This window comes from Gloeomargarita sp. (assembly GCF_053491055.1).
Genome location: NZ_JBRCEP010000018.1, coordinates 1 through 23,703 on the forward strand (window position 1 = coordinate 1; position 23,703 = coordinate 23,703).

Here is a 23,703-nt window from a genome sequence, read left to right on the forward strand (position 1 = left end):
CCCCAACGCCCGCCGGTATTCGTAGGTGACATAGCGCCCCAACTGCTGTTCAAATTGGGCTTGCGCCTGGGTCTGGAGCCGCTGCACAATTTCCAATTGCTCCCGGAACTGCTGCCGGTCTTCCGCGCCCGCCAACTGGGCTTCGTAGAGATAGGGATACCGGCGCAACAAACCGGCCAACGGTTGGTCCTCGGCGGGTTCATCGGTCGCCTCCAACAGGGCCACGGTTTGGTACAACCGCAGGTATAAATCCGTCCCCTGGAACGCCTGAAACAACCGGCGCAAGGTACCCACTGCGTTCCCCCGGTCTCCCCCCCGCAACGGGGTAGGCGTCGCCAAAATCTCCACCAACTGGCGGATCGCCCAGCGATGTTGCGGCTGGTTTTGCCAGTGGTTGATGAGAATATAACAACTCCGGTTGAGGATATACCGGAACCGCTGGCTGGCCTCTGGGCGCCTCAGCAACCGCTCGCAGGCTGCCACCACCGCCGGCTGGCTGCACTTCAACTCCGTGAACAATTCCCGAAACCGCTCCAGCACCGCGGTAGGCGCTTCCCGCTGCACCCACTGGTAGATGCACCTGTAAATGACTTCCTCATCAGGATGGTTCAGGATGTCCACCATCGCCGCCATAACCTGACCTCCTGCATCGGGAACCAACCCTCCGCCTCCATAATAATACGGATAATTTACAGTACACTATCTGTACATTTGCGTGGGATTACGGAAACCACAAATTCCCGTCTCGCTGTAGGTTTCCCTACTCTCTATTAGAAGGGATAAGGGTGTTTTGTTGTGTAAGCTAGATCACAAGGGGTTGGCGATCTGGGTTACGGGTCGAGGGTTGGGGCTGGGATCGTTGCTGGAACCACCAAATACCGCCCATGACCAGTAATCCCACGGCAATGCCTGCCAAGAGCCACAGCCAAGGTATGCGGGCAGGGGGAGGGGTTGGGGTGGCTGGTGCGGGAGCCAAATCCTGGGTGACTGCTTCGGGGACTGGGTTCAGGTCTGGTTCGACCATCAACCCGGCCACTTCGGTCTGGGATTCTTCCACCACCGGTGCCTTGATACTGCGAAATTCGGCGGCGTGGAGATACTTGCTGATCTGTGGGTCCAGCGCCGTGCCGTGGTAATAGATGGCGTGGGCATCGGGGCCAAATTCCACCACGTCTCCGTCGGTCAGGGTATGGTGGGATACGTGGATGCCGTTGACTTTGATCCCGTTGGTGCTGGGTTTGCCCGCCGCATTGCCGTCCTGAATTTGGTACTGGTACTCGTGGGAGCCGGGGATGGGCACCCGCAGGAGCAGGGCGTGTTGCCGGGAAACCGAGTCCGCATGGAGGACAATGGCACTGGTGGCATCCCGCCCAATGGAATAGGTGGCCGCTTCCAATGCCAAAACCTGTTGCCCTTGGGGGTCTTCAACGACCAAAATGTGCAAACGTTTGCTGGTATCGTCTGCTGTCAAGGGGGCTGGCATGGCAGGTCAGTTTAGAATTTCTACCTAGTCCTATTTTACCCGCCTTAGGGACATCCCAGTCATTTCCCAGGCATGGCTGGCACCACTGCTTCTCGAGCTTTACAATGAGGAATGTAACGAAACGTAAAGGCAGAACCCATGACGGGGATGCAGGTGGATTGCCAAAGCCAGTACCGCACGTGGCAGGGGTGGCGTACCCATTGGGTACAGGCGGGACGGCAGGGGCCAGCGATGCTCTTGCTTCATGGGTTCGGGGCGTCAACTGTGCATTGGCGGCACAACCTGCCGGATTTGGCTCAGGATCATCGGGTGTGGGCGGTGGATTTGCTGGGGTTTGGCCGGTCGGAGAAACCGCCGGTGTCGTACACAGGGGAATTGTGGCGGGAACAACTGCGGGATTTTGTGACCCAGGTGATTGGCGAGCCGGTGGTGTTGGTGGGGAATTCCTTGGGGGGCTATGCGGCCTTGTGTTTTGGGGTGGATTGTCCCCAGTGGACGCGGGGGGTGGCGCTGTTAAACTGTGCCGGGCCGGTGGGGGAAGATAGCGTTCGTCCCAACCCCATTCAAAAGTGGTTGTTCCAAATTCCAGGGTTGGTGGAACTGGCCAGTACGGCCTTGTTTTTTTACATGCGCAATCCCCAGGTGATTCGGCACATCCTCCAACAGGTGTACAAGGACCATACGCACATTGATGAAGAGTTGATCCAAAGTATTTACCGTCCGGCTTGGGATACGGGGGCGTTGGGGGTGTTTCGGGCGGTGTTCAAGTCACCTCCTGGTCGCCGTTTGGATCAGTTGATGCGGGCCTTGCAGGCACCGCTCTTGCTGGTGTGGGGGACGGCGGACCCTTGGATGACGGTGGCGCGGGCCCAAAAGTGTAATGCCCTAGTGCCTGCGGCGCAGGTGGCATGGCTGGATGCGGGGCATTGTCCCCACGATGAACGCCCGGATTTGGTCAATCCCCTGTTGCGCCGCTGGGTGCAAACGACGGTCATGGCAGCAGAAAATAAGACGTAAGGTTATCCTTGATGGCAGTGAAGTAACCTGAACGCATGAGTATCTGTTTCACTTTATGCAAAATTCCACAGACGCTAGATTGATGAATCTTCCCATCTTGGGCAATAGGAAAGTAGGCGCAATATTCTCACTGTTGTTGTCACGTTACGCGTAACTCATTGACCCAAGATATTTAATGCGCCTCCAAACGTTGGGTGTCGTTGTATTGTTCTGTGTATCCGATCAAGCAGTAAATGAAACGCCTGACAACCGTTCGTAGGTGTGTATCGCGCCGGCAAGAGGCCGCATGGTTCATAGCAACCCAGACGTGATCCGCACGGCTCAGGGGGTACGGTTCGGTTAAGATAAAAAGGGATTCCTTTGGATTGTGCCTGCGTTTATGAGTATTGTCACCCTGGTAGAAGCGATTTGGTTGTTTAGTGCGGTGGCGCTGGTGATTTTAATTTTGCTCCATAGTCCCAAGGGAGAGGGCATTGCGGCCATTGGCGGTCAGGCGCAGCTATTTAGCAGTACCCGCAGCGCGGAAACCACCCTCAACCGGGTGACCTGGAGTCTGGCGGTGGTGTTTATGAGTACGACGGTCATCCTCTCGGCGGGTTGGCTCCCCGGCAGTACGGTGAACACCCCCGCACCCGCCCCTGCTCCTTCGCCCCAGACGGCGCCTATTCCCCCAGAACTACCGGCTGCCCCGACTGAGCCGACGCCTGTAACGCCGTAGCTACCCGCAAAGCCGCGAGACTCTGTTCTGGCCGGGTGTAAAGCGGTGTGCCTTGGGTTAGGTGATTGAGGACATTGTTCATATCTTGATAGAACAAACCCTGACGGCTGGGTAAATTCAGGGGGTGTTGTTGTTGGGGGGTAACCCAGACGCCCTGGTCACCGTTGAAAAGGACCCCCCCTTGCGTGCCATACAAACTGAAATGCTGTTGATGTTCCCAGATGTATTCCCCTTTGCCGTAGACCAGTTCCACGTATGCCCCCTGCGTGAAATGTAACTGGGCGCTGGCGTAACAACTGCGGTAATAACCCTCGTCCAGGCCATGCATGCGATGGGTACAAAACACCCGTGCGACCGGGCCAAGCAAATCCAGCAAGCGGTTGATCCGCGCCAAGCTGGCAATAAAGGGAAAACCAAATAACCCGTAGTGATACGTCCATTTGCGGGGTGCTGGCTGTTGGGCCACCAAATGCACCGACCGCCCCGTTTGTAGGGGACCTAATTTGGGTACGACATCCCGTAACACCTGATGCATGGGACTGAGCAATTCGATGTGTTCGACGTGCAGAAATAACCCCCGTTGGCGGGCCAGATGACATATTTCCTGCGCCTCAGCGTAATCCAAAGCAAGGGGATATTCCACCAGCACCCCTTTGCCCTGAACCAGCGCCTGACGGGCAATCTCCCCATGCAGGGCATTGACCGTGGCAATGATCACAATCTCCACTTCGGGATGGCCAAGCACGTCCCGCCAATGCCCACAGGCCACTGCTGCATACGTACTGCTCAACTGCTGTACCTTTTCCCAGGTGTGTCCCGCTACGGCTACCAATCGCCCCCGGTGGTCCTGCGCCAAAAATTCTGCCCGCCGCGTGGCCGCATACCCTGTGCCAATCAACCCAAAGCCCACCATCGTCACGAACTCCGCCGGGCAATCCGTTGCCACACCCCCCAGCCGACAAACCCCAACAGCAACGTGGCAATCGCCGCATACACCGGCGCGCCGGGAAACCCCGCCAGCACCAGCGCCACACTCCCGGCCCACAACGTCAGGGTGTACATCAGCGCCACCGTCCCCCGCTGGGACAAGCCCGCTTGCAGCAACCGATGGTGGAGATGGCGTTTATCCGGGGCAAAAGGGGATTTCCCGCGCCGCAGCCGGTCAAACACCACCAGGGTCATATCCAGCAGCGGTACCGCCAAAATGATGTAGGGCAAAATCACCGCCGCCGTCGTCACCCGTTTCACCATGCCAATTGTGCCAATCGCCGCCAGGGTAAACCCCATAAAATAGGCGCCCCCATCCCCCATAAAAATCTGGGCCGGGTTGAAGTTGTAGCGCAAAAACCCCAAACAAGCCCCTGCCAAGGCCGCCGCCACCAACGCCGCCGCCGGTTGCCCCATAAACTGGCTGACAATCAACAACACCACCGCGGCAATTCCCGAGACCCCCGCTGCCAGACCGTCCACCCCATCCACCATATTGATGGCATTGGTCATGCCCACCAGCCAAATCAGGGTCAACGGCAAGCTAAACACCCCCAACGACACCAGCCCTAGCCCCGGTATGGTGATAAAATCAATGCGCACCCCCGCCGCCCAGACCAACCCCGCCACCACCATTTGCATCACCAGACGCACCCCCGGCGAGAGGGAAAACAGGTCATCTGCCAGCCCAATTAGAAAAAAGACCAGCCCCCCCACCGTCGTCGCCCAAATCTGGGCATCTGCCGTCGCTTTGAGGGGGTTACCTGCCGCATCCACAAAGCCCCCCGCCCACCACACCACTAACAGGGCCACCAAATAGCCCGTAAAAATGGATACCCCGCCAATGCGCACCATCGGCTGCTGGTGAATTTTCCGTTCGTTGGGCATATCCACCTGCCCGCCTTGCAAGCCCCAATGGCGCACCAGGGGGGTCGTCCACAGCACCACACCAGCAGCCAGCAAAAAAGCCAGGAGGTGAAACGGCATCCTTTCAAACCGGCAGGGGTTCCCGTTGCGGTAGATGGCTATACAGAGGAAAGGCCCGACACAACCGCGCCACCCGTTCCCGCCCCGCCGCGTCCTCCGGGTGATACAGCCGGTCGGCAATGATTTCTGCTACTTCCGCAAATTCCGCCTCCCGGAAGCCGCGGGTGGTCATGGCCGGTGTTCCCAGGCGAATCCCGCTGGTGACAAACGGGGGTTGGGGGTCAAAAGGAATCGTATTTTTGTTCACCGTGACATTGATTTCTCCCAACAGGGCATCCGCCGCCTTCCCCGTCAACCCCGTCGGACGCACATCCACCAACACCAAATGGTTGTCCGTGCCCCCGCTGATAATCGGCAAGCCCCGCGCCTGCAACCCTGCCGCGAGCACCTGGGCATTGCGCACCACCTGCTGGATATAGGTGCGGAAATCCGGGCGCAGCGCCTCCCCAAACGCCACCGCCTTGGCAGCAATCACATGTTCCAGCGGCCCCCCCTGCACCCCCGGAAACACCGCCTTATCTAACCTCTTGCCCAACTCCGGGTCATTGGTCAAAATCAACCCGCCCCGGGGACCCCGCAGGGTTTTATGCGTCGTCGTGGTCACCACATGGCAATGGGGCAACGGACTGGGATGGACGCCCGCACACACCAACCCGGCAATATGGGCTATGTCCGCCAGTAGATAGGCCCCCACCTCATCCGCAATCGCTCGGAAGCGGGCAAAATCGATCTGCCGCGGGTAGGCCGAATAGCCACAGATGATTAACTTGGGCCGGTGCCGCAACGCCAACTCGCCAATCTGGTCGTAATCCAACCGGTGCGTCTCCGGATGCACCCCGTAATGCACCACCCGGAACCACATCCCCGACAGATTCACCGGCGACCCATGCGTCAGATGCCCCCCGTGACTCAAATCCATGCTGAGAATCGTATCCCCCGGCTGGAGCAGGGCCAGAAACACCGCCTGATTGGCCTGCGCCCCGGAATGGGGTTGCACGTTGGCATGTTGCGCCTGAAACAATTGCTTGGCCCGGTCAATCGCCAACTGCTCCAGGGCATCAACCACCTCACAGCCCCCGTAGTAGCGTTTCCCCGGCAACCCTTCAGCGTACTTATTGGTCAACACCGAACCCTGAGCCGCCATCACCGCCGGTGACGCAAAATTCTCACTGGCAATCAGTTCCAAATGCTCCCGCTGCCGCTGCAACTCCCGAGCCAGTAAATCCGCCACCACCGCATCCGTTGCGGCCAACTGCGCCATTGCCAACTGCTCTGTCACCTTACCCCCCAACCGGAAATTTCACGTTACACTGAGAACTGGGGACAGGCACCCCTTTCCTGTCCCATGATAACCTGATTCCCTAGTCGGTTTGCGGAGGACACCATAGTGGAAACCCTGCCCTTGACGAAGGAAAACGTCGAGAAAGTGCTTGACGAAATGCGGCCCTACCTCATGGCCGATGGGGGTAATGTGGAGTTAGTGGAAATTGACGGCCCTGTGGTGCGGCTGCGGTTGCAGGGAGCCTGCGGCGCTTGTCCCAGCTCGACCATGACCCTGCGGATGGGGATCGAACGGCGGTTGCGCGAATTTATCCCCGAAATCGCCGAGGTGGAACAGGTTTTTTAGACGTGGGGTTCCCCTGGGTAGGGGCATGGTCATTTCATCAGGGGATAGCTTGGTAGCTCCGCAGGAAAGGGCAGGGCGGAAAAGCCCGAAAGCGAGTTGCTCTCCCCTGGTGCCGATCATGCTTAACGTTCCCAGGCGAGGACCTACTACGGTGGAAAACCCGACCAGTGCAGAGGGTGGGGGGGTTGCTCGGCAAAGTAACTCGACAGCGCCTTGCCGAATCCGTTTAAGGCCTGCGTAAGAATCTTCTGCCTCCCGTACAGGGGGTGTGGGGCAGGCGGTGGGAGTGTCAACACGAAGCTTGGTAGAACCCATTGCCCAAATGTTCACAAGATAAAGTGTTCCGGGAATTGCACCCACGCGTTCTCTCTGGAAATACGCAGGGACGGCATTCCCGCGGTGAGACATACCTGGGGCTGTTTTTTGGCTAACAAACACTTGGAGGGCGCTGCTGTTTTCAGGAATAGCTTTTCGGTAATCCTTGAGAATCGCTCTGTCTAGACTTTTAACCACAGTAGTGTGGAACTCTGCAACAAAAGTTCATAAATTCGCGTCAGGCAGCCTGCTTAATGAGAAAATTTTTGGTTATAAATGAGAATTCAGCTCCGAAATGACCGTGCTTGTCTCATTAGCTGCCGATTTTGACACAAATCCTCAAAATCTATCTTAAGATGCAACACTTCTATTTTCGCTATTCTACCAAATCCCCCGAATTTTGACATTCAATTGCCGTGACCCTCGCCCTTGTGACCAGGGCATGCACAATTAACCATTGATTAACGAAAATTTAACCCTATACTGTCCCCAACCCAACCCCAACCCTGTGCTAATTTAGCGGTGGATGAACCCCTACCCACGATGAAGCCGCTTATCCATCACACCAAAATTGTGGCGACCATTGGCCCGGCCAGCAGTTCCCCAGCAGTGATGCGGCAAATGTTGCGGGCGGGGATGAATGTGGCGCGGTTGAATTTTTCTCACGGCAAGTACGAGGACCACGCCCAATGTATTGCCAATTTGCGGGCGGCGGCAGCGGAGTTGGATTTGCCCCTGATGCTGTTGCAGGATTTGCAAGGCCCCAAAATCCGGGTGGGTGAACTTCCGGCGGCGGGTTTGCCCTTGGTCGAAGGGCGGGAGGTGACACTGGTTCCCCTGGAGCAAGCGGACGGTCAGCCGGACACGGTGGGCATTGATTACCCTTACATCGCAGAAGAAGCAACCCCCGGTACGCCGGTGCTGTTGGACGATGGGTTGCTGGAGTTGCAGGTAGCGCGGGTGCAGGACAACCGGGTAGTCTGCACGGTGGTCAAAGGGGGACTGCTCAAAAGCCGCAAAGGGGTGAATTTTCCCACCTTGGACCTGCGGCTCCCGGCCATGACGGAAAAGGATAAACGGGATTTGGCCTTTGGGGTGGCGCAAGGGGTAGATTGGGTTTCCCTCAGTTTTGTGCGCCGCCCGGAAGATGTGCAGGCCCTCAAACAGTTGCTCCGGGAACAGGGGGCAGACCTGCCGGTGATCGCCAAGATTGAAAAACCCCAGGCGGTGCAAAATTTGGCAGCCATCCTGGCCGAATGTGATGGGGTGATGGTGGCCCGGGGGGATTTGGGGGTGGAAATGAGTCCTGAAAAGGTGCCCCTCATCCAAAAACAGATCATTCACCTGTGCAACCAACGGGGAATTCCGGTCATTACCGCTACCCAGATGCTCGAAAGCATGATCCACAACCCCCGTCCCACCCGGGCGGAAGCCAGTGATGTCGCCAATGCGATTATTGACGGCACGGATGCGGTGATGCTCTCCGGGGAATCGGCAGTGGGGCAATACCCGGTGGCAGCGGTAGAAATGCTGGCGCGCATCGCGACCGAAGTGGAACCGGCAGTGAAGTTTACCAACTACCCGGCCAACCACAGCGAGGATGTGGATGCAGTGGCGGAGGCCCTGCACGCCATTGACGATACGATTAAATTACAATGTATTGTTGTGTTTACCAATTCAGGGTACACGGCGCGGTTGGTGGCGGCAGAACGTCCCCATACACCGATTGTGGCCTATACCCCCCATCCGCACATTTACCAGCGCCTCAATTTGTACTGGGGGGTGCGCCCGGTGCTCACCCGCTGGTTTACCGACAATGTGATGGATGTGCTCAAGGAGATGGAGCGCGATTTGTTGCAACGGCAATATGTGACGCCGGGGGATAAGGTTTTGGTAATTAGCGGCATTCCCTTTGGGCAGGCCAAAACGACGAATTTTTTGAAAATTCACACCATCGGTCAAGATTAAGCAAAGCTGAACTCTGCAACAAAAGTGCACCAATGCGCCTCGGGCAGCATGCTTAATGGGAAATTTTTTGTTACAAATGGGAATTTGGCTCCTCAATGACCATGCTTGTATGGTTATCTGAAGATGCGACACTTCTGGGCAGCGGGTATGGCTTAATTGCGCCTGGTCGGCTGCCGATTCATGTAATGACACTATAATCACAGAGTGGCCGGCGGCAGGAGATGGTTGCAATACTAAGCTACATTCGATGAGGATGGCTCTGGGGTTTGAGGATGGACAAGCCGATAGAAATGGCATCACGCCAATTGACAGCGGAACAGTTGCAGCAACGTTACCAGGCGGGCGAACGGCATTTCCCGCGCGTGGATTTGAACCGGGTGGATTTGCATGGGCTGAATTTGGCGGGGGTGGTGCTGGAGCGGGCCAATCTCTACCGGGCGGATTTGTTTGACGCGGATTTGACGGGGGCGAATTTGGCAGGTGCTATTCTCTGTCGCTGCAATTTGACCCGGGCGCGGCTCAATCAAGCGGTGTTGCGGGAAGCCGATTTAATCTTTGCCAATCTGGGTGCAGCGCAGCTTAAAGAAGCAGATTTGCGCGGGGCTTATCTGCGCGGCATAGATGGCCTAAACGCCCAGATGCAGGGCTGTACCCTGGCGCATAGCAATCTCACCGAAGCCAATTTGTACGGTGCCAATCTGGCAGGGGCAGACCTGACAGGGGCGTTTTTGGTGGTGGCGATTTTGCGGGGCGCCAACCTGGCGGGGGCCAATCTGGCCGGGGCGAACCTGGCCGGAGCCAGTATGCGGGGGGCAAATATCGCTGGCGCCAACCTCACAGGGACAGTCATGCCCGACGGGAGCATCCACCCCTGACAGGCAGGCTTCTTAAGCGGGTACGGGTGTAGGCGTCGGCGCGAAACTCGGCGGCATTTGCACCTGGCTGAGCCAGTGCTGGAGTTTTTCCCCCTCGATGACCTCGGTCTCCAAAATTGCCTGCGCCATCGTTTCGAGCAACTCCCGGTTGTGCCGCAGAATCGCCAATGCCCGCTGATGGGCCTGCTCGACGATCTCTTTTACCTCCCGGTCAATTGCCTGCGCCGTTTCTTCGCTGACCGCCCGCCGCATCTCCATCGGCGTCCCCAGGAACATATTGGGTTGCCCTTTTTGGTAGGCCAATGGCCCCAGTACCTTGCTCATGCCAAAGGTGGTCACCATCCGTTCGGCCAAATCCGTTGCCCGCTGGAGGTCGTTGCTGGCCCCGGTGGTCACCGACCCAAACACGATTTCCTCCGCCGAACGTCCCCCCAACAGGGTGGTAATTTGCCCGCGCAATTCCTCCTCCGTCTGCAAAAACCGGTCCTCCGTCGGCAGTTGCAGGGTATAGCCCAGCGCCGCCAGCCCACGGGGAACGATGGAGATTTTTTCCACCTTCCCCGACCCCGGCATCAGGGCACCCACCAGCGCATGGCCGACCTCGTGGTAGGCGACAATCCGTTTTTCCTGCTCGTTGAGCACCCGGCTTTTCTTCTCCAGACCAGCCACCACCCGCTCGATGGCTTCGGCAAAATCCGCCATCGTCACTTCGCTACGCTGATTGCGCGCCGCCAACAGGGCCGCCTCGTTGACCAAGTTCGCCAAATCCGCACCCGCAAACCCCGGCGTCCGCGCCGCAATTTTGTGCAAATCCACCTCCGGCGCCAACTTCACCTTGGCCGCATGGATTTTCAAAATGGCCTCCCGCCCGGCCAAATCGGGACGGTCCACCAACACCTGCCGGTCAAACCGCCCAGGCCGCAACAGCGCTGGGTCTAAGGTTTCCGGGCGGTTGGTCGCCGCCAACACAATCACCGTCGCCCCCGAAGCCTCAAACCCATCCATTTCGGTCAACAACTGGTTGAGGGTTTGCTCCCGCTCATCGTTGCCGCCGTAGAAACCGACGCTGGTGCGGGATTTGCCAATTGCATCCAACTCGTCGATGAAGATGATGCAGGGGGCCTGCTTTTTCGCCTGTTCAAATAGGTCGCGCACCCGCGCCGAACCGACCCCCACAAACAACTCCACAAACTCGGAGCCGGAGATGCTGAAAAAGGGCACCTTAGCTTCCCCCGCCACCGCTTTGGCCAGCAGGGTTTTCCCGGTCCCCGGCGGCCCTACCAACAACACCCCCTTGGGAATCTTGGCACCAATTTTGATGTAGCGCTCCGGGGACTTGAGAAAATCCACAATCTCCACCAACTCCGCCTTGGCCTCGTCGCAGCCCGCCACGTCTGCAAAGGTCACCTTGCCGGTTTCGCCTTCTACATACACCTTGGCGCGGCTTTTGCTAATGGATAAAGCGCCTTGCGGGCCACCTGCCCCCCTTCCTAGGAAAAACTGCCAAATCGCCACAAAAATCAACGGTGGCAACACCCAGCTCAGCAAACTGCTAAACCAGCCGTTGCGCGGGGGCGGCACCGCCGCAAACTCCACCCCGTGGTCTTCCAACCGCTGGGGCAACCCCAAATCGAAAATGGGGGTCGTCGCCAACACCTGCCCCCCAAATTCCGGGCGCAACTGGTAGCGAATCTGATTTTGTCCCACAGACGCCCGCGCCACCTGCCCCTCATCCACCTGGTGGATAAACAAACTGTAGGGCACCTGGGGAATCTGCGGCCCCAACAACCCCGGCAAAAACAAATTCAACAGCAAAAAGCCCAGTCCGAGGAAAAACAGGATATTGCCGATGGTACGGGGGCCAGGCAGTTGGGGAGATTTTTTAATCGCCATACCTTTAGAAAAACTTTGGGATCATAACGCATGTACTTTACTACTATAGAACGCTTGCCCGCCGTCAGTTGGGGGGGAAAACCCTACCCATTGCCGTCTGGGTCGAAAAAAAGTAAGATAAACCTAGTTTACAAAACGCAACCATTGGTTATCCGAGGCGTGACCTATGACCGTCGCCTACCCCCGTAAGTTCGGAGAATGGGATGCCCGGGCCATCTTGGCGCAGGTGGTGCAAAATCGGGAAGTTCATCTGATTACCCTCAACCGCTACCGTTTCAGCGAGCAGCGCAGTTGTAAGGATTTAACCGAGTTGGTTGAACAACTTGACGGTCAGCCGTCGGAGTTGGTGCGCGACCTATCGCGGCACATCAGCGATGAAGCCCGTCATGCCATGTGGTTGACGGATTTGCTGTGCGATCTGGGCGCGCCGGTAGGCAAACCCCCTGGCACCAGTTACATCGAGCAATTTGAGGCGCTGTTGGATACGGAGCGGCATAGGCCGGGGACGGATGAATTTCTCATTGACTCGCTGGCGGCGATCAACGTCACGGAAAAGCGGGGGTGCGAGTATTTTGCCGCCCACATTCACGCCCTCAAGCAAGCGCCGCAGACGGACGAGAATGTCGCCATTCGCACCACGTTGGAGCGGATTTTCCCGGAGGAGGCGGCCCATGTGCGCTGGGGCAACCGCTGGTTGGCGAAATTGGCGCGGCAAAGTCCCCGCCATGCCCAGCTGGTGCAGCAGGCCAAACGGCGCTACAGTGCGATTGAACAGGCGGCGTTTGAGTCGGGGATGGACATTACCCTGGGGGCGGAACTGCGGCGGGTGGAACGGCTGGTGACGATTGCCGGGACCTTGCCGGTGTGGGAGCGTCCGGGTTATCTGATTGAGCGGTTGCCGGGGGCGTTGTTGGCGCCGGATTTGCAGCGTTCGCGCATCGACATCATGCAGCGGGCGTGGCAGCGGGACCCGCAGAAATTTATTGAGCGGTTTATTCCTCTGTTTTTAAGCCCGACACCTCCCTCGCCTAAGGCAGTACAGCGGTCATGACGGTCGAGATTTACACCTGGCGCACCTGTCCCTTTTGCATTCGGGCCAAGGCGCTGCTCAAGCGCAAGGGCATTGCCTTTACGGAATACGCGATTGACGGGGATGAGGCGGCGCGGGAGCAGATGGCGGCGCGGGCGGGGGGCAGGCGTTCGGTGCCGCAGATTTTTATCAACGGCCAGCACATCGGCGGTTGTGATGACCTGTACCGTCTGGAGCAGGCCGGTGCGCTGGACCGCCTGCTGCAGGCATGAATTTGGCTTTTATTATTGACCCGATTGAGCGGCTTGACCCAGGGCATGATTCGACGGTGGCCCTGATGGAGGCGGCGCAGGAGCGGGGGCATGCGGTGTGGGTGACCCGGATTGACCAGCTCAGTGTGCAGGAGGGGCAAACCTGGGCCTGGTTAACGCCTGTGCAATTGCAACCGGTGCGTTTGCAGCGGGGGCAGTATGAGATTCCCCAGCCCTGGTATCGGTTGGGGGAGCCGGTGCGGCGGCCTTTGGGAACGATGCAGGCGGTGTTTATGCGCCAGGACCCGCCGGTAAACACGGCCTATTTATGGGCAACGTACCTATTGGACTATGTGCCCACCGCGACGTTGGTGGTGAATCAACCGGCGGCGCTGCGGCAGGCCAACGAGAAAATGTTTGCTTTGCGCTTTCTAGACCTCCTGCCCCCGACCCTGGTGACACGGGATGCCCAGGAAATTCGGGCGTTCCTGAGCCGCTACGGCCCTGGGGTGCTCAAACCCTTAGGCGGCAAGGCGGGGGAAGGGATTTTGTATCTGGACCCGGCGGATCGCAATTTGAATTCCCTGATCGAACTCAGTACCCAAGGGCATCTACCGGTCATGGTGCAGATGTACCTACCGCAGGTGGTGGCGGGAGATAAACGGGTGATGTTGCTGGCTGGGGAACCAATTGGGGCGGTCAACCGCGTGCCTCAAGGGTATGAATTTCGGGGGAATATGGCGGTGGGCGCCCAGGCGGTACCTGCGGACATCACCGACCGGGACCGGGAAATTGCCCGGCGGTTACAGCCGGTTTTGCAAGCGGCGGGGTTGTATCTGGTGGGTATTGACATCATTGGCGGTTACCTAACCGAAATTAATGTCACTAGTCCCACAGGCATCCGGGAGATTGACCGTTTGCAGGGCACCCAACTGGGCCACAAGGTCATCGCCTGGGTGGAAACGCAAGTGGCTATTGGTAAAGCGTAGCGATGGGGGCGTGGCGACAACGGTTACAGCAGGCGGCCTCACCGGCGGCGTTGGTGGCGGTGGTGCACGAGTGTGCCCAACACAGCGACCAACCGGAGGTGATTCCGCTACTTATCGAGGTTTTGGGCTACAACAATCCGGCGGCGGCGCAGGTAGCCCTCCAGGGGTTGGTGCGGGCGGGACGGCAGGCGGTACCGGAACTGCTGCAACGGTTGGACGGGTACAACTACGGGGCGCGGGCCTATGCGGTGCGGGCGTTGGCGCAAATCGGCGACCCGCGGGCGTTGGCGGTGTTGCAGGAGGCGGCGCGGTTCGATTTTGCCCCTAGCGTGCGCCGGGCGGCCTTGCGGGGGTTGGGGAACCTGTGTTGGCAGGACGTGCCAGAACCCTACCCAGCCCAGGTGGCCGTGCTGACGACCCTGGAGGAGGTCAGTCGGGATGGGGATTGGGGGATGCGCTATGCCGTCGTGGTGGCGGTGGAACTGTGGCAGCAGCGGGGGGTTCCCGATCCCTTGCGCCCCCGGTTGATGCATCTATTGCACCGTTTGAGCCAGGATGAGGACCCGGTGGTGCAAGCCCGCGCCCAGTGGAGCCTGCACCAACAGGCAAAGTAGGTTACCATGCCCAATGGAGTCTGAGCGAAAACCCCAGCCATTTATGAGTCAGTTGGTCACGCCCCAGCAGGTTTTAGAGGTATTGCGCCCGGTGCAGGACCCGGAACTGCAAAAGAGCCTGGTGGAATTGAACATGATTCGCCACATCCAGGTTGCCCCTGGGCGGGTTTCCTTTAACCTGGTCCTGACCACCCCGGCTTGTCCCCTGCGGCAGTTCATCGAAGAGGACTGTCGGCGGGCGGTTTTGAGCCTACCGGGCATCGAGCAGGTGGAAATTGTGACTACGGCAGAAACCCCGCAGCAAAAGGCCCTGCCCCAGCGGCAAAGCGTCCCAGGCGTGCGCAACATTGTGGCGATTGCCAGCGGCAAGGGAGGCGTGGGCAAAAGCACGGTGGCGGTGAACGTGGCGGTGGCCTTGGCGCAAACCGGGGCGCGGGTGGGGTTACTCGATGCGGATATTTATGGCCCCAACGACCCGCTGATGTTGGGGGTGGACCGGCAACGGTTGGTGGTGGCCGACAGTCCCCAGGGCGAGGTCCTCACGCCAGCAGAAAACTATGGCGTCAAACTGGTCTCGATGGCGTTTCTGGTCACACCCGCCCAACCCATCATTTGGCGCGGCCCGATGCTCAACGGGGTGATTCGCCAATTCCTCTACCAAGTGCAGTGGGGCGAACTGGACTATCTGCTGGTGGATTTGCCACCGGGGACGGGGGATGCCCAGCTCACCCTAGCGCAAGCGGTGCCGATGGCAGGAGCCGTCATTGTCACCACCCCACAAACCGTGTCTCTGGCCGATGCCCGGCGGGGTTTAGAAATGTTTCGCCAGTTGGGGGTGCCCATTTTGGGTGTCGTCGAGAACATGAGTTATTTCATTCCCCCGGATGCGCCGGAAAAACGTTACCCCATTTTCGGCAGCGACGGCGGCACCCAGTTGGCTCAGGCTTTGGGGGTTCCCTTGTTGGGGCAAATTCCCCTGGAACTCCCTGTGCGGGAGGGGGGCGATACCGGTGCACCTGTGGTGGTGGCACACCCGGAATTGGCGGCTGCGGTTGCCTTTCGGGAGGTAGCCGGACGGATTGCGGCGCGGGTGTCGGTGCTGGCGATGACCTCGGCCTAAAGGATGGGTGGGTTTGCTTCGCCAATGGGGGGAAAATTGCTAGAGTAATCACAACCAAATCGCCACAAAAAAAATGAGCATGACCCCATCGGCATATGCCCAAGAATTGAGCGCCCTTTACGAAACCGACTTCAATTTGTGGCTCGAACAAACAATACAACTGTTAAAAACCCAGCAATTTCAATACCTAGATTTAGCCCATTTAATTGAGGAGCTTGAGGGGTTGGGTAAAAGGGATAAACGGGAATTGCAAAGCCGTTTAACAACCCTATTTGAACATGCCCTCAAAAGAAAATACGTAGCAAGCCCCTACGATTACCGCGGCTGGGTTAGCACCCTCAAACGCACCCAGATTGAAATGAAGAGATTGCTAAACAATTCTCCTAGTTTGCGTCATTATTGCCTTGTGATATGGGATGAATGCTATCGAGATGCCTTAGCAATTGTGACGATAGAATATGATGCAGATTTTCCCCAAGTCTGCCCCTTTCCTGCCGACCTTGACCGGTTATTACGAGAGCCTTTTTGGGAGTAGTTACTATGAATACATCACAATTAAGCCTGGCAAAACTCTACGAAACCGACTTTAATTTGTGGTTAGAAAAGACAATACAACTGTTAAAAAACCAGCAATTTCAACATCTAGATTTAGCCCATTTAATTGAGGAGCTTGAAGGGTTGGGTAAAAGGGATAAACGGGAATTAGAAAACCGTTTAACTACCCTGTTTGAACATGCTTTGAAACGATGCTTTACGGATTTAACCCAGGACTATCGTGGTTGGACAGATACCATCCGGCGTAATCAAAAAGCTCTCAAAAAATTACTGGCGGATATGCCCAGCCTGAAAAACTACTTCCAGCAAGTACAAGACCAATGTTATCAAGAGGCTCTAATCTTACTCCGCGAAAATCCCGACTATCAAAAATATGATTTGCCCAAACAAAATCCCTTTCCTGCCGACCCTGACCGGTTATTAAATGAGTCTTTTTGGGAGCGATAATTATGAACCCATTGCAACTGTAGTAATTTCAAACAAGTTTGCGACATTTGGCTTTACCTACAAATCCTGTCCCAGAAGGGGATACAGTAATTATCGGTGCCTCAAAGTGTTGAATTTTCTGGTGAAATGACTATAAACCCGGTAAAAATCTATGAAGCTGATGCTCACAAACTGCTGAGAAACCCCCATAATTTATGCAATGGTTACTCATGTCATGGGATGGATGCTATGGACTTTGACCATTTATGCCATGGGGATTTTTGGGCGTCACAATCACCAAATCTGCCATTATGAAACTGCATAGAATTCAACGGAAATAAATTTGCTTGGTGATTATTGCCACATGGACAAATCATGGGTAGTGCATCAGTGCGGATTATTCTCGTAGAACCGGCGGGGGAATTAAATGTGGGTGCAGTGGCGCGGGTGATGAAAAATTTTGGCAGTCGGGAACTGATCTTGGTGCAACCCCGTTGTGATTGGCTGGGCGAAAAAGCACGGCAGATGGCGGTTCATGCGGCCGAAATTCTTGCCCAAGCGCGGGTGGCCCCCGACCTCACCACCGCACTCGCAGGGTGTCATCGGGCAGTAGGCACACTGGGACGCACACCCCCTGGTGAACCCCTGAGACAGGTTTTGCCCTGGTTGTTGGCGGACACCGAGCCAGTGGCGTTGGTGTTTGGCCCGGAGGAGCGGGGACTCACCTGGGCAGAATTGCAGTTGACCCAGCGGCGGGTGACCCTGCATACCAGCCCGGATTACCCTTCCCTCAATTTGGCGCAGGCGGTGGGCATTTGCCTCTACGAAATTTATCAATACCAGCAGGCGGCACCCCCCGCCGCCACAGCCACTCCCACCGCGCCCCTGGAACAGATTGAGGACTATCTGCACGATTTAGAAGATTTGTTACTGCGCGTCGGTTACCTGTACCCCCACACCCGCGCACGGCGCATGGCCAAAATCCGCCACCTCTTGCACCGGGCGGCTCCCACGCCGGCGGAACTGGCGTTGTTGCGCGGCATGATTCGGCAAATCCGCTGGGCCATGCGACGGCAACCTTAACGCTAGCTTAACCACCAGGGGACAGGGAACTGGCTATGGTAAGAATTGGCTCCCTGCAAACCGGCAGCTTGGCCCATTCTTTGTTGAGGTCTCTTATGTCTTACCCCGATTTTAGCCATTTAACCCCCGCCGCCACCCTCGATGCCTTACCATCGTTTGATTACAAAGTACCCGCCACCACTTTGACCCGCGAGGTGATGGAGTACATGAAAAACCACCCCGATGTGCCCGGCATGATGATTATGGAGGGGGATACGGTGATTGGTGCGATTGGCCGCCAACGGTTTGAATCCCACATGCAACAGGTTTATAGTTCAGAAATTTATCCGAAACGCCCCATTCAAATTTTGGTAGAAGTTCTCAAGGCAGAAAAATTACAGCTACCGGCGGCGACGCGGATTGTGGATGCGGCCTTAGCAGCTTTGCAACGCCCCCGTTCCCTGGTGTTTGAACCCCTTGTGATCGAATTTCCTGATGGACAATTGCGCCTGGTAGATTGTCTAATTGTGCTCTTGGCGCAGGTGACCATTTTGACCAAATTCCTACAGCAGTAAAGGGCGTACCATCACCGGAAAAAGAGAATAATCCTCTGGGAGATGAACAGGGCGCTGAACTCTGATTTTTCTTGGTTTTTTCTTGGTAGCCCTTGGGAAATCATTCATTTAGGATGGCAATGTTGGCTATGGATGGCTATGAAAGAGCCATGTTGTCATTGCGTATTTGACCCCTGACTGCACCGGTAGCGCCTGATGCGGGTGAGTGTAATAGGCGGGAAAAACCACCACGGCCCCCGTTTGCGGTTTCACCATCACCTGCTGGCGGTCAAAATAGGTTTCTCCGCCGGTAAAATCGTCATTCAAATAGCCCACAATCCCCACATCCCGGGTTGGAATGCCTTGGGCCAGTTCCATGCGGCGGCTGTGCAATAAAACATTGTCCACATGGCGTTGATAAAATTGCCCTGGCCGATAACGCAGAATCGAGATTGCTTCCATATCATAAAAGCCGATTCCATAGGTGCGGTGGAGCCATTTTTGGACCGGCAATAAACAGGACATTAACAGTTGGTTGGTCGAGCGCAGTAACGGTTGTATGCCACCGAGATTGAGAATATCACTGGCGCGAATTTGCGTATCCACTGTATCCAACAAAATACCGGCTGCCCTGAGTTCTTGCTGAATAACATGCTGGCAGATTTGTGGACTTAATACCCCTGGAACCCAAAAAATATCCTGGCCCAGCGGGATAAACTCCATCGCTCGCACCTAGTAATTGTCCTGGTCTTCCGGAAAACCTAAATTCTTCCAACTGGCTTTGAGCGCCTTCCACAACTTTTTAATCTCCTGGTAGGCTTCTTCAGTGGTGATTTTTCCCCCCGTCTCTAACCCACAAATAATCCCAATTCTCTGAGCAAATTCCTGTAAATTGGCATTAAAAACAAGCTTCTGGGGGGTAAATTCCCCGCGATAAGTTGAACGGGCGTAGATGAACGCCTCTTTATCGGGTTCACTAGGGACTTGTTCTGGGGAAGGCACGGGCTTGGGCATGTGAAGTAGTACCTTTTATTATATCTTATATCATTATTTTTTACTGGTACTCGGTGCCCTGAGCAACCGTGGGTGCGCCGATGACGGGTACATTCCCTACGCCGACTGCCATGCCGTAGCATGCCCGCTGCCGTCAGACGAACAACGGTTCTGAATATACCCCTAGGAACTGAGAACAGGCCCTTACACCCTTGGCCCAAGTAGGCAATAAGCTGGGTATTTCTATCGAGAAACCTGGCTACGGCGTCCCCAAATCCGCAATTTTTAAGTGTAACTTTCTATGTGTAAAATTGTAATCATCCGAAGCTAAGAGATATGGCGCATGGACATCCGCAACGGATTTATTGAAACGATTGGCAACACCCCTTTAATTCGTCTCAATTCCTTGAGCGAGGCGACAGGCTGTGACATTTTGGGCAAGGCTGAATTTCTCAACCCCGGTGGCTCGGTGAAGGATCGGGCGGCCTGGTCCATCATTCGGGATGCGGAGGAACGGGGGTTATTGCGCCCTGGGGGGACGGTGGTGGAAGGTACGGCGGGCAATACGGGCATTGGTCTGGCGCATATTTGCAACGCCCGCGGGTATCGCTGTTTGATTGTGATCCCCGAAACCCAATCCCGGGAGAAGATTGATTTGTTGCGGTTACTGGGCGCAGAAGTCAAACTGGTTCCTGCCGTTCCCTATCGGGACCCGAATAACTATGTAAAAGTTTCGGCGCGGCTGGCGCAAGAAATGGACAATGCCATTTGGGCCAATCAGTTTGATAACCTGGCGAACCGCCAAGCCCATTACACGACAACCGGGCCAGAAATTTGGCGACAAACCGATGGGAACATTCACGCTTGGGTGGCGGCCATTGGTACGGGCGGCACATTTGCTGGGGTTACTTTGTATTTGAAAGAACGGAATCCTAACATTCGCTGCGTGGTCGCTGACCCCCTGGGAAGTGCCTATTTTAGCTACGTCAAAACGGGAGAATTGAAAACATCAGGGAGTTCTATAACGGAAGGAATCGGTAACTCCAGAATTACGGCCAATCTAGAAAATGTGCCGATGGATGATGCCATACAAATTACCGACCTAGAATGCGTGAAAATGGTGTACTACCTGCTTAGGAAAGAGGGCCTATTTCTAGGTAGTTCGACGGGAATTAATGTGGCTGCTGCCGTACAATTGGCGCAACAGATGGGGCCAGGGCATACCATTGTTACGGTGTTGTGTGATGGGGGTGCCCGCTACCAATCTCGCTTATTCAATAAAGCTTGGTTACAAGAAAAAGGGCTTTGGCCAGGGGAGTGGCATTGAACAGGTGGTCATCGGTAGTTTTGCATAAAAGGTAGGGCGGGCGGTGCTAGGGCGTTCCGCATCCTGAGCACTCCCTCGGATTCACACCGGCGTTCGCACCCAATCTGACGGCATTACAAGGAGGGGGTTGATGGGCAAAAAAATCATTTCCCAAGCAGGTGGCCATCATTTTTGAGATAATGGGTGAGGCCAGCATCTGGAGGATATGTAGGCTGACCTATGGCACCATCCCCAACCCCTACCACCTATTACTACGTCCTCGCCAGCGAAAAATTTCTCACGGAGATAGAACCCCTTGAGGAAGTCTTGCGGGAGCGCACCCGTCACTATCAGGAAAAGGGCAAAGAAATTGATTTTTTTCTGGTGAAACGACCGGCGTTTTTGGAGGCTCCAGAATTGGCGGAAGTGAAGGCCAAATGTCCCCAACCCGCAGCAGCCGTCGTGACCACCAACCGAGAATTTGCCACTTTTTTGAAACTGCGTTTGGAATTTGTTTTAACGGGCAGTTTTACCGCCCCTTCCGCAAGCATTCCTGACCCCCTGGCGAGTGTTTAACGGTCGGCTCGGTGCAGCAGATAAATGCCGGTGAGCAACCCTAAGATATTGGGAAACCAAGCTCCTACCACCGGCGCCAACAGGCCGACTTGACTGAGCGCATCGCCGATAAACATCAACAGGTAGTAGATAAAAATAATGATTACGCTTAGGCCAAATGCCCATCCCCCCGACGTGCGACGCGGTAAACTCCCCAAAGCCGTGCCCACCAATCCCAACACCAAACAGATAAAGGGAATGGCAATTTTCTGCTGAATCCGCACCTGCCACTCGCGAATTTTGGTGAGGTTGCCACTGCGCTCTAAGATGCGTAAATAATCCTGCGCCTCCAGAATACTCATTTCGTCGGGGGTGCGTTGCTGGGTTGCCAAATCCAAAGGGGCACGGGGCAAGGTGATTTCCTGTTTGTTGAATTGAATGATATTGCGGTAACTCCCATCGGCAGCCACCAGATAAATCGTGCCATTGTGAAACTCCCAGGTTTGGCGTTCTGGGTTCCAAAAGCCCATTTCGGCACTCAAAATTTGTTGTAGTCCTTCCTGGGAAAAATCCAGTACCGTTAACCCCCGCATATAGCGCCCATCAAAACGGCTGGCATAGAACAGGCGTTGCAATTTTTTGCCCGTTTCTAGGTCAAATTCCTGATAGATGATATTTCGCCGTTCCACCCGCGGACGTTCCTGATCCAACACCTGCCGCACAATCACCGTTGCCTGATAATTGGTCACGGGCACCACCACTTCATTCACCACAAAAGTCAAGCCAGTGGTAACGAGGCTAAATAGGAGGGCCGGAATCACCCAACGGCGGGCTTGGACCCCACAGGCCCGCAACGCCACCAACTCGCTATTGGCGCCCAAACGGCTAAAGGTCAGCAACGTGGTCAACAGGGTCGCCATCGGAAACGCCAAACCAATAAAGTAGGGCGTTTTGAGGGCCAAGACTTGCAAGGCAACCGTCAGGGGCAACCCGGATTCCACCACCCGCCGCACCGTTTCAAACAACGCCCCCACCGATAAACCGATGGAACTAAAAGCGCCCATGCCAAATAAAAAGGGGGTGAGAAATAACCGCCACAAATAACGATCCAGCACAGGAATTTGCTGCACCACAAAGTGCAGAGATTTCCACACGCGCTTGGGGGAAAAAACCACTGTTGCCATGGCCAGTGTCAGGAGCGCCTATTTTAGTGTGTCATATCCATTCATGGTTGGGACATCAGGATAGGGACATGGCGAAAAATGTTCCCAGAAATGACGGTGGGCATCCTAGGGCAAAATGATCATGGCATCCCCTAGGGAATAAAACCGATAGCGTTCCCGGATTGCCTCTTGATAAAGCTGCAACAACCGCTCCCGGCCAATCAAGGCACTCACCAACAACAGCAAACTCGACTGGGGCAAATGGAAATTGGTAATCAACCCATCAATCACCCGCCAGGTGTAGCCCGGGTAAATGTATAAGTCAATCTTGCCGGTCATTGCCTGCAATTGGCCCCCCTGCGCTGCCCCTTCCAACGCCCGTACCACCGTCGTCCCCACCGCAATCACCCGCCCGCCCTGGGCTTGGGTGTGGCGAATTTGCGCCACCGTCTTTGGCGAGACTTCCACCCATTCGCTGTGCAATTGATGCTGTCGGACATCTGCAGTACTTACCGGGCGAAATGTACCGATGCCCACATGGAGCGTCACCATCGCCTGGTCAATCCCCTGCGCCGCTAACGTTTGCAGTAATTCCTCGGTAAAATGCAATCCCGCCGTGGGCGCCGCCACCGAACCCTCCACCTGGGCATAGACGGTTTGGTACTGGTTGGGGTCGCCCTGAAAGTGGTGGATGTAGGGGGGCAGGGGCAATTCCCCTAGCTTGTGGAGTAATGGTAGTAGTGCTGTTTGGTCAATGACCTGCCCAGCCGGGGTCTGGAATTGCACCCACCGCCCACCCGTGCTGGCATCCCGTCCCTGCACCACCCCCAGCAGGCGGGTTGGTCCTGCCGTGGGAAACCGTACCACCGTGCCCACCCCCACCCGCCGCCCCGGACGTACCAACACCCGCCAGCAAGCTGCTTCCCCCGGTTCCAACAGCAAAAATTCCGTCAACCCCCCCCCTGGACGCGTCCCCAGCAAGCGGGCCGGCAGGACTTTGGTATTGTTTAAGACCAACAAATCCCCTGGGTGGAGCAATTCCGGCAACTCATAAAACCGCCGATGTTCGTGGTGGTCAGGGTAAACGACCAACAAACGGGCATGGTCTCGGGGCACCATCCCAGACTGGGCAATAAGTTCCGGGGGCAGGGAGTAATGGTAATTGGCTAATTCCCAATCCCCAGGACAGGGGGGATGCGCCGCAAAGGGCATCGG

Annotated in this window: 24 protein-coding genes and 2 pseudogenes; 16 read left to right on the plus strand and 10 right to left on the minus strand. The window is 56.2% G+C overall.

Annotated features, from left to right (window positions below):
- Both ACWISF_RS01625 and ACWISF_RS01630 read right to left on the minus strand, forming a co-directional pair.
- Positions 1 to 633: pseudogene (locus ACWISF_RS01625) on the minus strand (hypothetical protein); the annotation flags it as partial.
- A 169-nt stretch (positions 634 to 802) separates the two neighbouring features.
- Positions 803 to 1,483 carry an FHA domain-containing protein gene (locus tag ACWISF_RS01630; protein ID WP_448379852.1) on the minus strand — a complete coding sequence of 227 codons (681 nt, stop codon included), beginning with the start codon at positions 1,481 to 1,483 and terminating at the stop codon, positions 803 to 805.
- A 138-nt stretch (positions 1,484 to 1,621) separates the two neighbouring features.
- Here ACWISF_RS01630 and ACWISF_RS01635 point away from each other — a divergent pair, with 138 nt between their 5' ends.
- A complete protein-coding gene (locus ACWISF_RS01635; protein ID WP_448379853.1) occupies positions 1,622 to 2,500 on the plus strand; it encodes an alpha/beta fold hydrolase in 879 nt (292 codons plus the stop codon).
- A gap of 379 nt (positions 2,501 to 2,879) precedes the next feature.
- Positions 2,880 to 3,107: pseudogene (gene secG, locus ACWISF_RS01640) on the plus strand (preprotein translocase subunit SecG); the annotation flags it as partial.
- Positions 3,108 to 3,162: 55 nt separating this feature from the next.
- On the opposite strand, the gene ACWISF_RS01645 reads toward secG, so the two are convergent.
- The 3 genes from ACWISF_RS01645 to glyA are packed head-to-tail and all read right to left on the minus strand — an operon-like array spanning position 3,163 to position 6,453.
- Positions 3,163 to 4,164 carry a Gfo/Idh/MocA family protein gene (locus ACWISF_RS01645; protein WP_448379854.1) on the minus strand — a complete coding sequence of 334 codons (1,002 nt, stop codon included), beginning with the start codon at positions 4,162 to 4,164 and terminating at the stop codon, positions 3,163 to 3,165.
- Positions 4,134 to 5,192 carry a glycosyltransferase family 4 protein gene (locus ACWISF_RS01650; RefSeq protein WP_448379855.1) on the minus strand — a complete coding sequence of 353 codons (1,059 nt, stop codon included), beginning with the start codon at positions 5,190 to 5,192 and terminating at the stop codon, positions 4,134 to 4,136. The genes ACWISF_RS01645 and ACWISF_RS01650 overlap by 31 nt, the downstream gene beginning before the upstream one ends.
- Positions 5,193 to 5,196: 4 nt before the next feature.
- Positions 5,197 to 6,453, minus strand: coding sequence for a serine hydroxymethyltransferase (glyA, locus tag ACWISF_RS01655; RefSeq protein WP_448379884.1), 1,257 nt, complete (start codon positions 6,451 to 6,453; stop codon positions 5,197 to 5,199).
- 126 nt (positions 6,454 to 6,579) lie between these two features.
- On the opposite strand from glyA, the gene ACWISF_RS01660 reads away from it, so the two are divergent.
- The 3 genes from ACWISF_RS01660 to ACWISF_RS01670 all read left to right on the plus strand — a co-directional run bounded on the left by ACWISF_RS01660 (position 6,580) and on the right by ACWISF_RS01670 (position 9,977).
- Entirely contained in the window at positions 6,580 to 6,819 is a 240-nt protein-coding gene (locus tag ACWISF_RS01660; protein ID WP_448379856.1) for a NifU family protein, read from the plus strand.
- Between the two features lie 858 nt (positions 6,820 to 7,677).
- The gene (pyk, locus tag ACWISF_RS01665; protein WP_448379885.1) at positions 7,678 to 9,102 is read left to right on the plus strand and encodes a pyruvate kinase; all 1,425 of its coding nucleotides are present in this window, start codon (positions 7,678 to 7,680) and stop codon (positions 9,100 to 9,102) included.
- Positions 9,103 to 9,374: 272 nt separating this feature from the next.
- Entirely contained in the window at positions 9,375 to 9,977 is a 603-nt protein-coding gene (locus tag ACWISF_RS01670; RefSeq protein WP_448379857.1) for a pentapeptide repeat-containing protein, read from the plus strand.
- A gap of 12 nt (positions 9,978 to 9,989) precedes the next feature.
- Here the strand turns inward: ACWISF_RS01670 and ftsH4 are convergent, their stop codons facing one another.
- The gene (gene ftsH4 / locus ACWISF_RS01675) at positions 9,990 to 11,870 is read right to left on the minus strand and encodes an ATP-dependent zinc metalloprotease FtsH4 (RefSeq protein ID WP_448379858.1); all 1,881 of its coding nucleotides are present in this window, start codon (positions 11,868 to 11,870) and stop codon (positions 9,990 to 9,992) included.
- A gap of 166 nt (positions 11,871 to 12,036) precedes the next feature.
- Between ftsH4 and ACWISF_RS01680 the strand changes: the two genes are divergently transcribed.
- The 9 genes from ACWISF_RS01680 to ACWISF_RS01720 all read left to right on the plus strand — a co-directional run bounded on the left by ACWISF_RS01680 (position 12,037) and on the right by ACWISF_RS01720 (position 18,492).
- Complete coding sequence (locus ACWISF_RS01680; protein WP_448379859.1) at positions 12,037 to 12,921, plus strand: ferritin-like domain-containing protein; 885 nt, start codon at positions 12,037 to 12,039, stop codon at positions 12,919 to 12,921.
- Complete coding sequence (grxC, locus tag ACWISF_RS01685; protein WP_448379860.1) at positions 12,918 to 13,172, plus strand: glutaredoxin 3; 255 nt, start codon at positions 12,918 to 12,920, stop codon at positions 13,170 to 13,172. Before ACWISF_RS01680 ends, grxC begins: the two co-directional genes overlap by 4 nt.
- Complete coding sequence (gene gshB / locus ACWISF_RS01690; RefSeq protein WP_448379861.1) at positions 13,169 to 14,140, plus strand: glutathione synthase; 972 nt, start codon at positions 13,169 to 13,171, stop codon at positions 14,138 to 14,140. The genes grxC and gshB overlap by 4 nt, the downstream gene beginning before the upstream one ends.
- A gap of 2 nt (positions 14,141 to 14,142) precedes the next feature.
- The gene (locus tag ACWISF_RS01695) at positions 14,143 to 14,754 is read left to right on the plus strand and encodes a HEAT repeat domain-containing protein (RefSeq protein ID WP_448379862.1); all 612 of its coding nucleotides are present in this window, start codon (positions 14,143 to 14,145) and stop codon (positions 14,752 to 14,754) included.
- Between the two features lie 43 nt (positions 14,755 to 14,797).
- On the plus strand, positions 14,798 to 15,874 hold the full coding sequence (locus tag ACWISF_RS01700) for an Mrp/NBP35 family ATP-binding protein (RefSeq protein WP_448379863.1): 1,077 nt from the start codon (positions 14,798 to 14,800) through the stop codon (positions 15,872 to 15,874).
- Positions 15,875 to 15,947: 73 nt separating this feature from the next.
- Positions 15,948 to 16,409 (plus strand): DUF29 domain-containing protein, encoded by a 462-nt coding sequence (locus ACWISF_RS01705; RefSeq protein WP_448379864.1) that lies wholly within the window; start codon positions 15,948 to 15,950, stop codon positions 16,407 to 16,409.
- Between the two features lie 5 nt (positions 16,410 to 16,414).
- Entirely contained in the window at positions 16,415 to 16,876 is a 462-nt protein-coding gene (locus tag ACWISF_RS01710) for a DUF29 domain-containing protein (protein WP_448379865.1), read from the plus strand.
- Positions 16,877 to 17,230: 354 nt separating this feature from the next.
- Complete coding sequence (locus ACWISF_RS01715; protein WP_448379866.1) at positions 17,231 to 17,938, plus strand: RNA methyltransferase; 708 nt, start codon at positions 17,231 to 17,233, stop codon at positions 17,936 to 17,938.
- A 95-nt stretch (positions 17,939 to 18,033) separates the two neighbouring features.
- A complete protein-coding gene (locus ACWISF_RS01720) occupies positions 18,034 to 18,492 on the plus strand; it encodes a hypothetical protein (protein ID WP_448379867.1) in 459 nt (152 codons plus the stop codon).
- 126 nt (positions 18,493 to 18,618) lie between these two features.
- Here ACWISF_RS01720 and ACWISF_RS01725 read toward each other — a convergent pair whose 3' ends face one another.
- Together ACWISF_RS01725 and ACWISF_RS01730 are read right to left on the minus strand one after the other, a co-directional pair.
- A complete protein-coding gene (locus ACWISF_RS01725) occupies positions 18,619 to 19,194 on the minus strand; it encodes a prolyl hydroxylase family protein (RefSeq protein WP_448379868.1) in 576 nt (191 codons plus the stop codon).
- A gap of 9 nt (positions 19,195 to 19,203) precedes the next feature.
- Positions 19,204 to 19,485, minus strand: coding sequence for a DUF7219 family protein (locus ACWISF_RS01730; protein ID WP_448379869.1), 282 nt, complete (start codon positions 19,483 to 19,485; stop codon positions 19,204 to 19,206).
- A gap of 322 nt (positions 19,486 to 19,807) precedes the next feature.
- Here ACWISF_RS01730 and ACWISF_RS01735 point away from each other — a divergent pair, with 322 nt between their 5' ends.
- On the plus strand, positions 19,808 to 20,791 hold the full coding sequence (locus ACWISF_RS01735) for a cysteine synthase A (RefSeq protein ID WP_448379870.1): 984 nt from the start codon (positions 19,808 to 19,810) through the stop codon (positions 20,789 to 20,791).
- A 219-nt stretch (positions 20,792 to 21,010) separates the two neighbouring features.
- Positions 21,011 to 21,346: an MgPME-cyclase complex family protein gene (locus ACWISF_RS01740; RefSeq protein WP_448379871.1), complete on the plus strand. Its 336-nt coding sequence runs from the start codon at positions 21,011 to 21,013 to the stop codon at positions 21,344 to 21,346.
- Here ACWISF_RS01740 and ACWISF_RS01745 read toward each other — a convergent pair.
- Both ACWISF_RS01745 and queA read right to left on the minus strand, forming a co-directional pair.
- Positions 21,343 to 22,479, minus strand: a complete 1,137-nt coding sequence (locus ACWISF_RS01745) for an LptF/LptG family permease (protein WP_448379872.1) — start codon at positions 22,477 to 22,479, stop codon at positions 21,343 to 21,345. The genes ACWISF_RS01740 and ACWISF_RS01745 overlap by 4 nt on opposite strands.
- 135 nt (positions 22,480 to 22,614) lie before the next feature.
- Positions 22,615 to 23,700: a tRNA preQ1(34) S-adenosylmethionine ribosyltransferase-isomerase QueA gene (gene queA / locus ACWISF_RS01750; protein ID WP_448379873.1), complete on the minus strand. Its 1,086-nt coding sequence runs from the start codon at positions 23,698 to 23,700 to the stop codon at positions 22,615 to 22,617.
- Positions 23,701 to 23,703 lie beyond the last annotated feature (3 nt).

Excerpts from the sequence above, each read along its gene's own strand:
- ACWISF_RS01715 (WP_448379866.1), top strand. The coding sequence starts at position 17,231 with ATGGGTAGTGCATCAGTGCGGATTATTCTCGTAGAACCGGCGGGGGAA.
- ACWISF_RS01635 (WP_448379853.1), top strand. The coding sequence starts at position 1,622 with ATGACGGGGATGCAGGTGGATTGCCAAAGCCAGTACCGCACGTGGCAG.
- ACWISF_RS01670 (WP_448379857.1), top strand. The coding sequence starts at position 9,375 with ATGGACAAGCCGATAGAAATGGCATCACGCCAATTGACAGCGGAACAG.
- ACWISF_RS01730 (WP_448379869.1), bottom strand. The coding sequence starts at position 19,485 with ATGCCCAAGCCCGTGCCTTCCCCAGAACAAGTCCCTAGTGAACCCGAT.
- ACWISF_RS01630 (WP_448379852.1), bottom strand. The coding sequence starts at position 1,483 with ATGCCAGCCCCCTTGACAGCAGACGATACCAGCAAACGTTTGCACATT.
- pyk (WP_448379885.1), top strand. The coding sequence starts at position 7,678 with ATGAAGCCGCTTATCCATCACACCAAAATTGTGGCGACCATTGGCCCG.
- ACWISF_RS01720 (WP_448379867.1), top strand. The coding sequence starts at position 18,034 with ATGTCTTACCCCGATTTTAGCCATTTAACCCCCGCCGCCACCCTCGAT.
- grxC (WP_448379860.1), top strand. The coding sequence starts at position 12,918 with ATGACGGTCGAGATTTACACCTGGCGCACCTGTCCCTTTTGCATTCGG.
- ACWISF_RS01725 (WP_448379868.1), bottom strand. The coding sequence starts at position 19,194 with ATGGAGTTTATCCCGCTGGGCCAGGATATTTTTTGGGTTCCAGGGGTA.
- ACWISF_RS01695 (WP_448379862.1), top strand. The coding sequence starts at position 14,143 with ATGGGGGCGTGGCGACAACGGTTACAGCAGGCGGCCTCACCGGCGGCG.
- ACWISF_RS01700 (WP_448379863.1), top strand. The coding sequence starts at position 14,798 with ATGAGTCAGTTGGTCACGCCCCAGCAGGTTTTAGAGGTATTGCGCCCG.
- ACWISF_RS01735 (WP_448379870.1), top strand. The coding sequence starts at position 19,808 with ATGGACATCCGCAACGGATTTATTGAAACGATTGGCAACACCCCTTTA.
- ACWISF_RS01740 (WP_448379871.1), top strand. The coding sequence starts at position 21,011 with ATGGCACCATCCCCAACCCCTACCACCTATTACTACGTCCTCGCCAGC.
- ftsH4 (WP_448379858.1), bottom strand. The coding sequence starts at position 11,870 with ATGGCGATTAAAAAATCTCCCCAACTGCCTGGCCCCCGTACCATCGGC.
- ACWISF_RS01705 (WP_448379864.1), top strand. The coding sequence starts at position 15,948 with ATGAGCATGACCCCATCGGCATATGCCCAAGAATTGAGCGCCCTTTAC.
- glyA (WP_448379884.1), bottom strand. The coding sequence starts at position 6,453 with ATGGCGCAGTTGGCCGCAACGGATGCGGTGGTGGCGGATTTACTGGCT.
- ACWISF_RS01710 (WP_448379865.1), top strand. The coding sequence starts at position 16,415 with ATGAATACATCACAATTAAGCCTGGCAAAACTCTACGAAACCGACTTT.
- queA (WP_448379873.1), bottom strand. The coding sequence starts at position 23,700 with ATGCCCTTTGCGGCGCATCCCCCCTGTCCTGGGGATTGGGAATTAGCC.
- ACWISF_RS01680 (WP_448379859.1), top strand. The coding sequence starts at position 12,037 with ATGACCGTCGCCTACCCCCGTAAGTTCGGAGAATGGGATGCCCGGGCC.
- ACWISF_RS01650 (WP_448379855.1), bottom strand. The coding sequence starts at position 5,192 with ATGCCGTTTCACCTCCTGGCTTTTTTGCTGGCTGCTGGTGTGGTGCTG.
- gshB (WP_448379861.1), top strand. The coding sequence starts at position 13,169 with ATGAATTTGGCTTTTATTATTGACCCGATTGAGCGGCTTGACCCAGGG.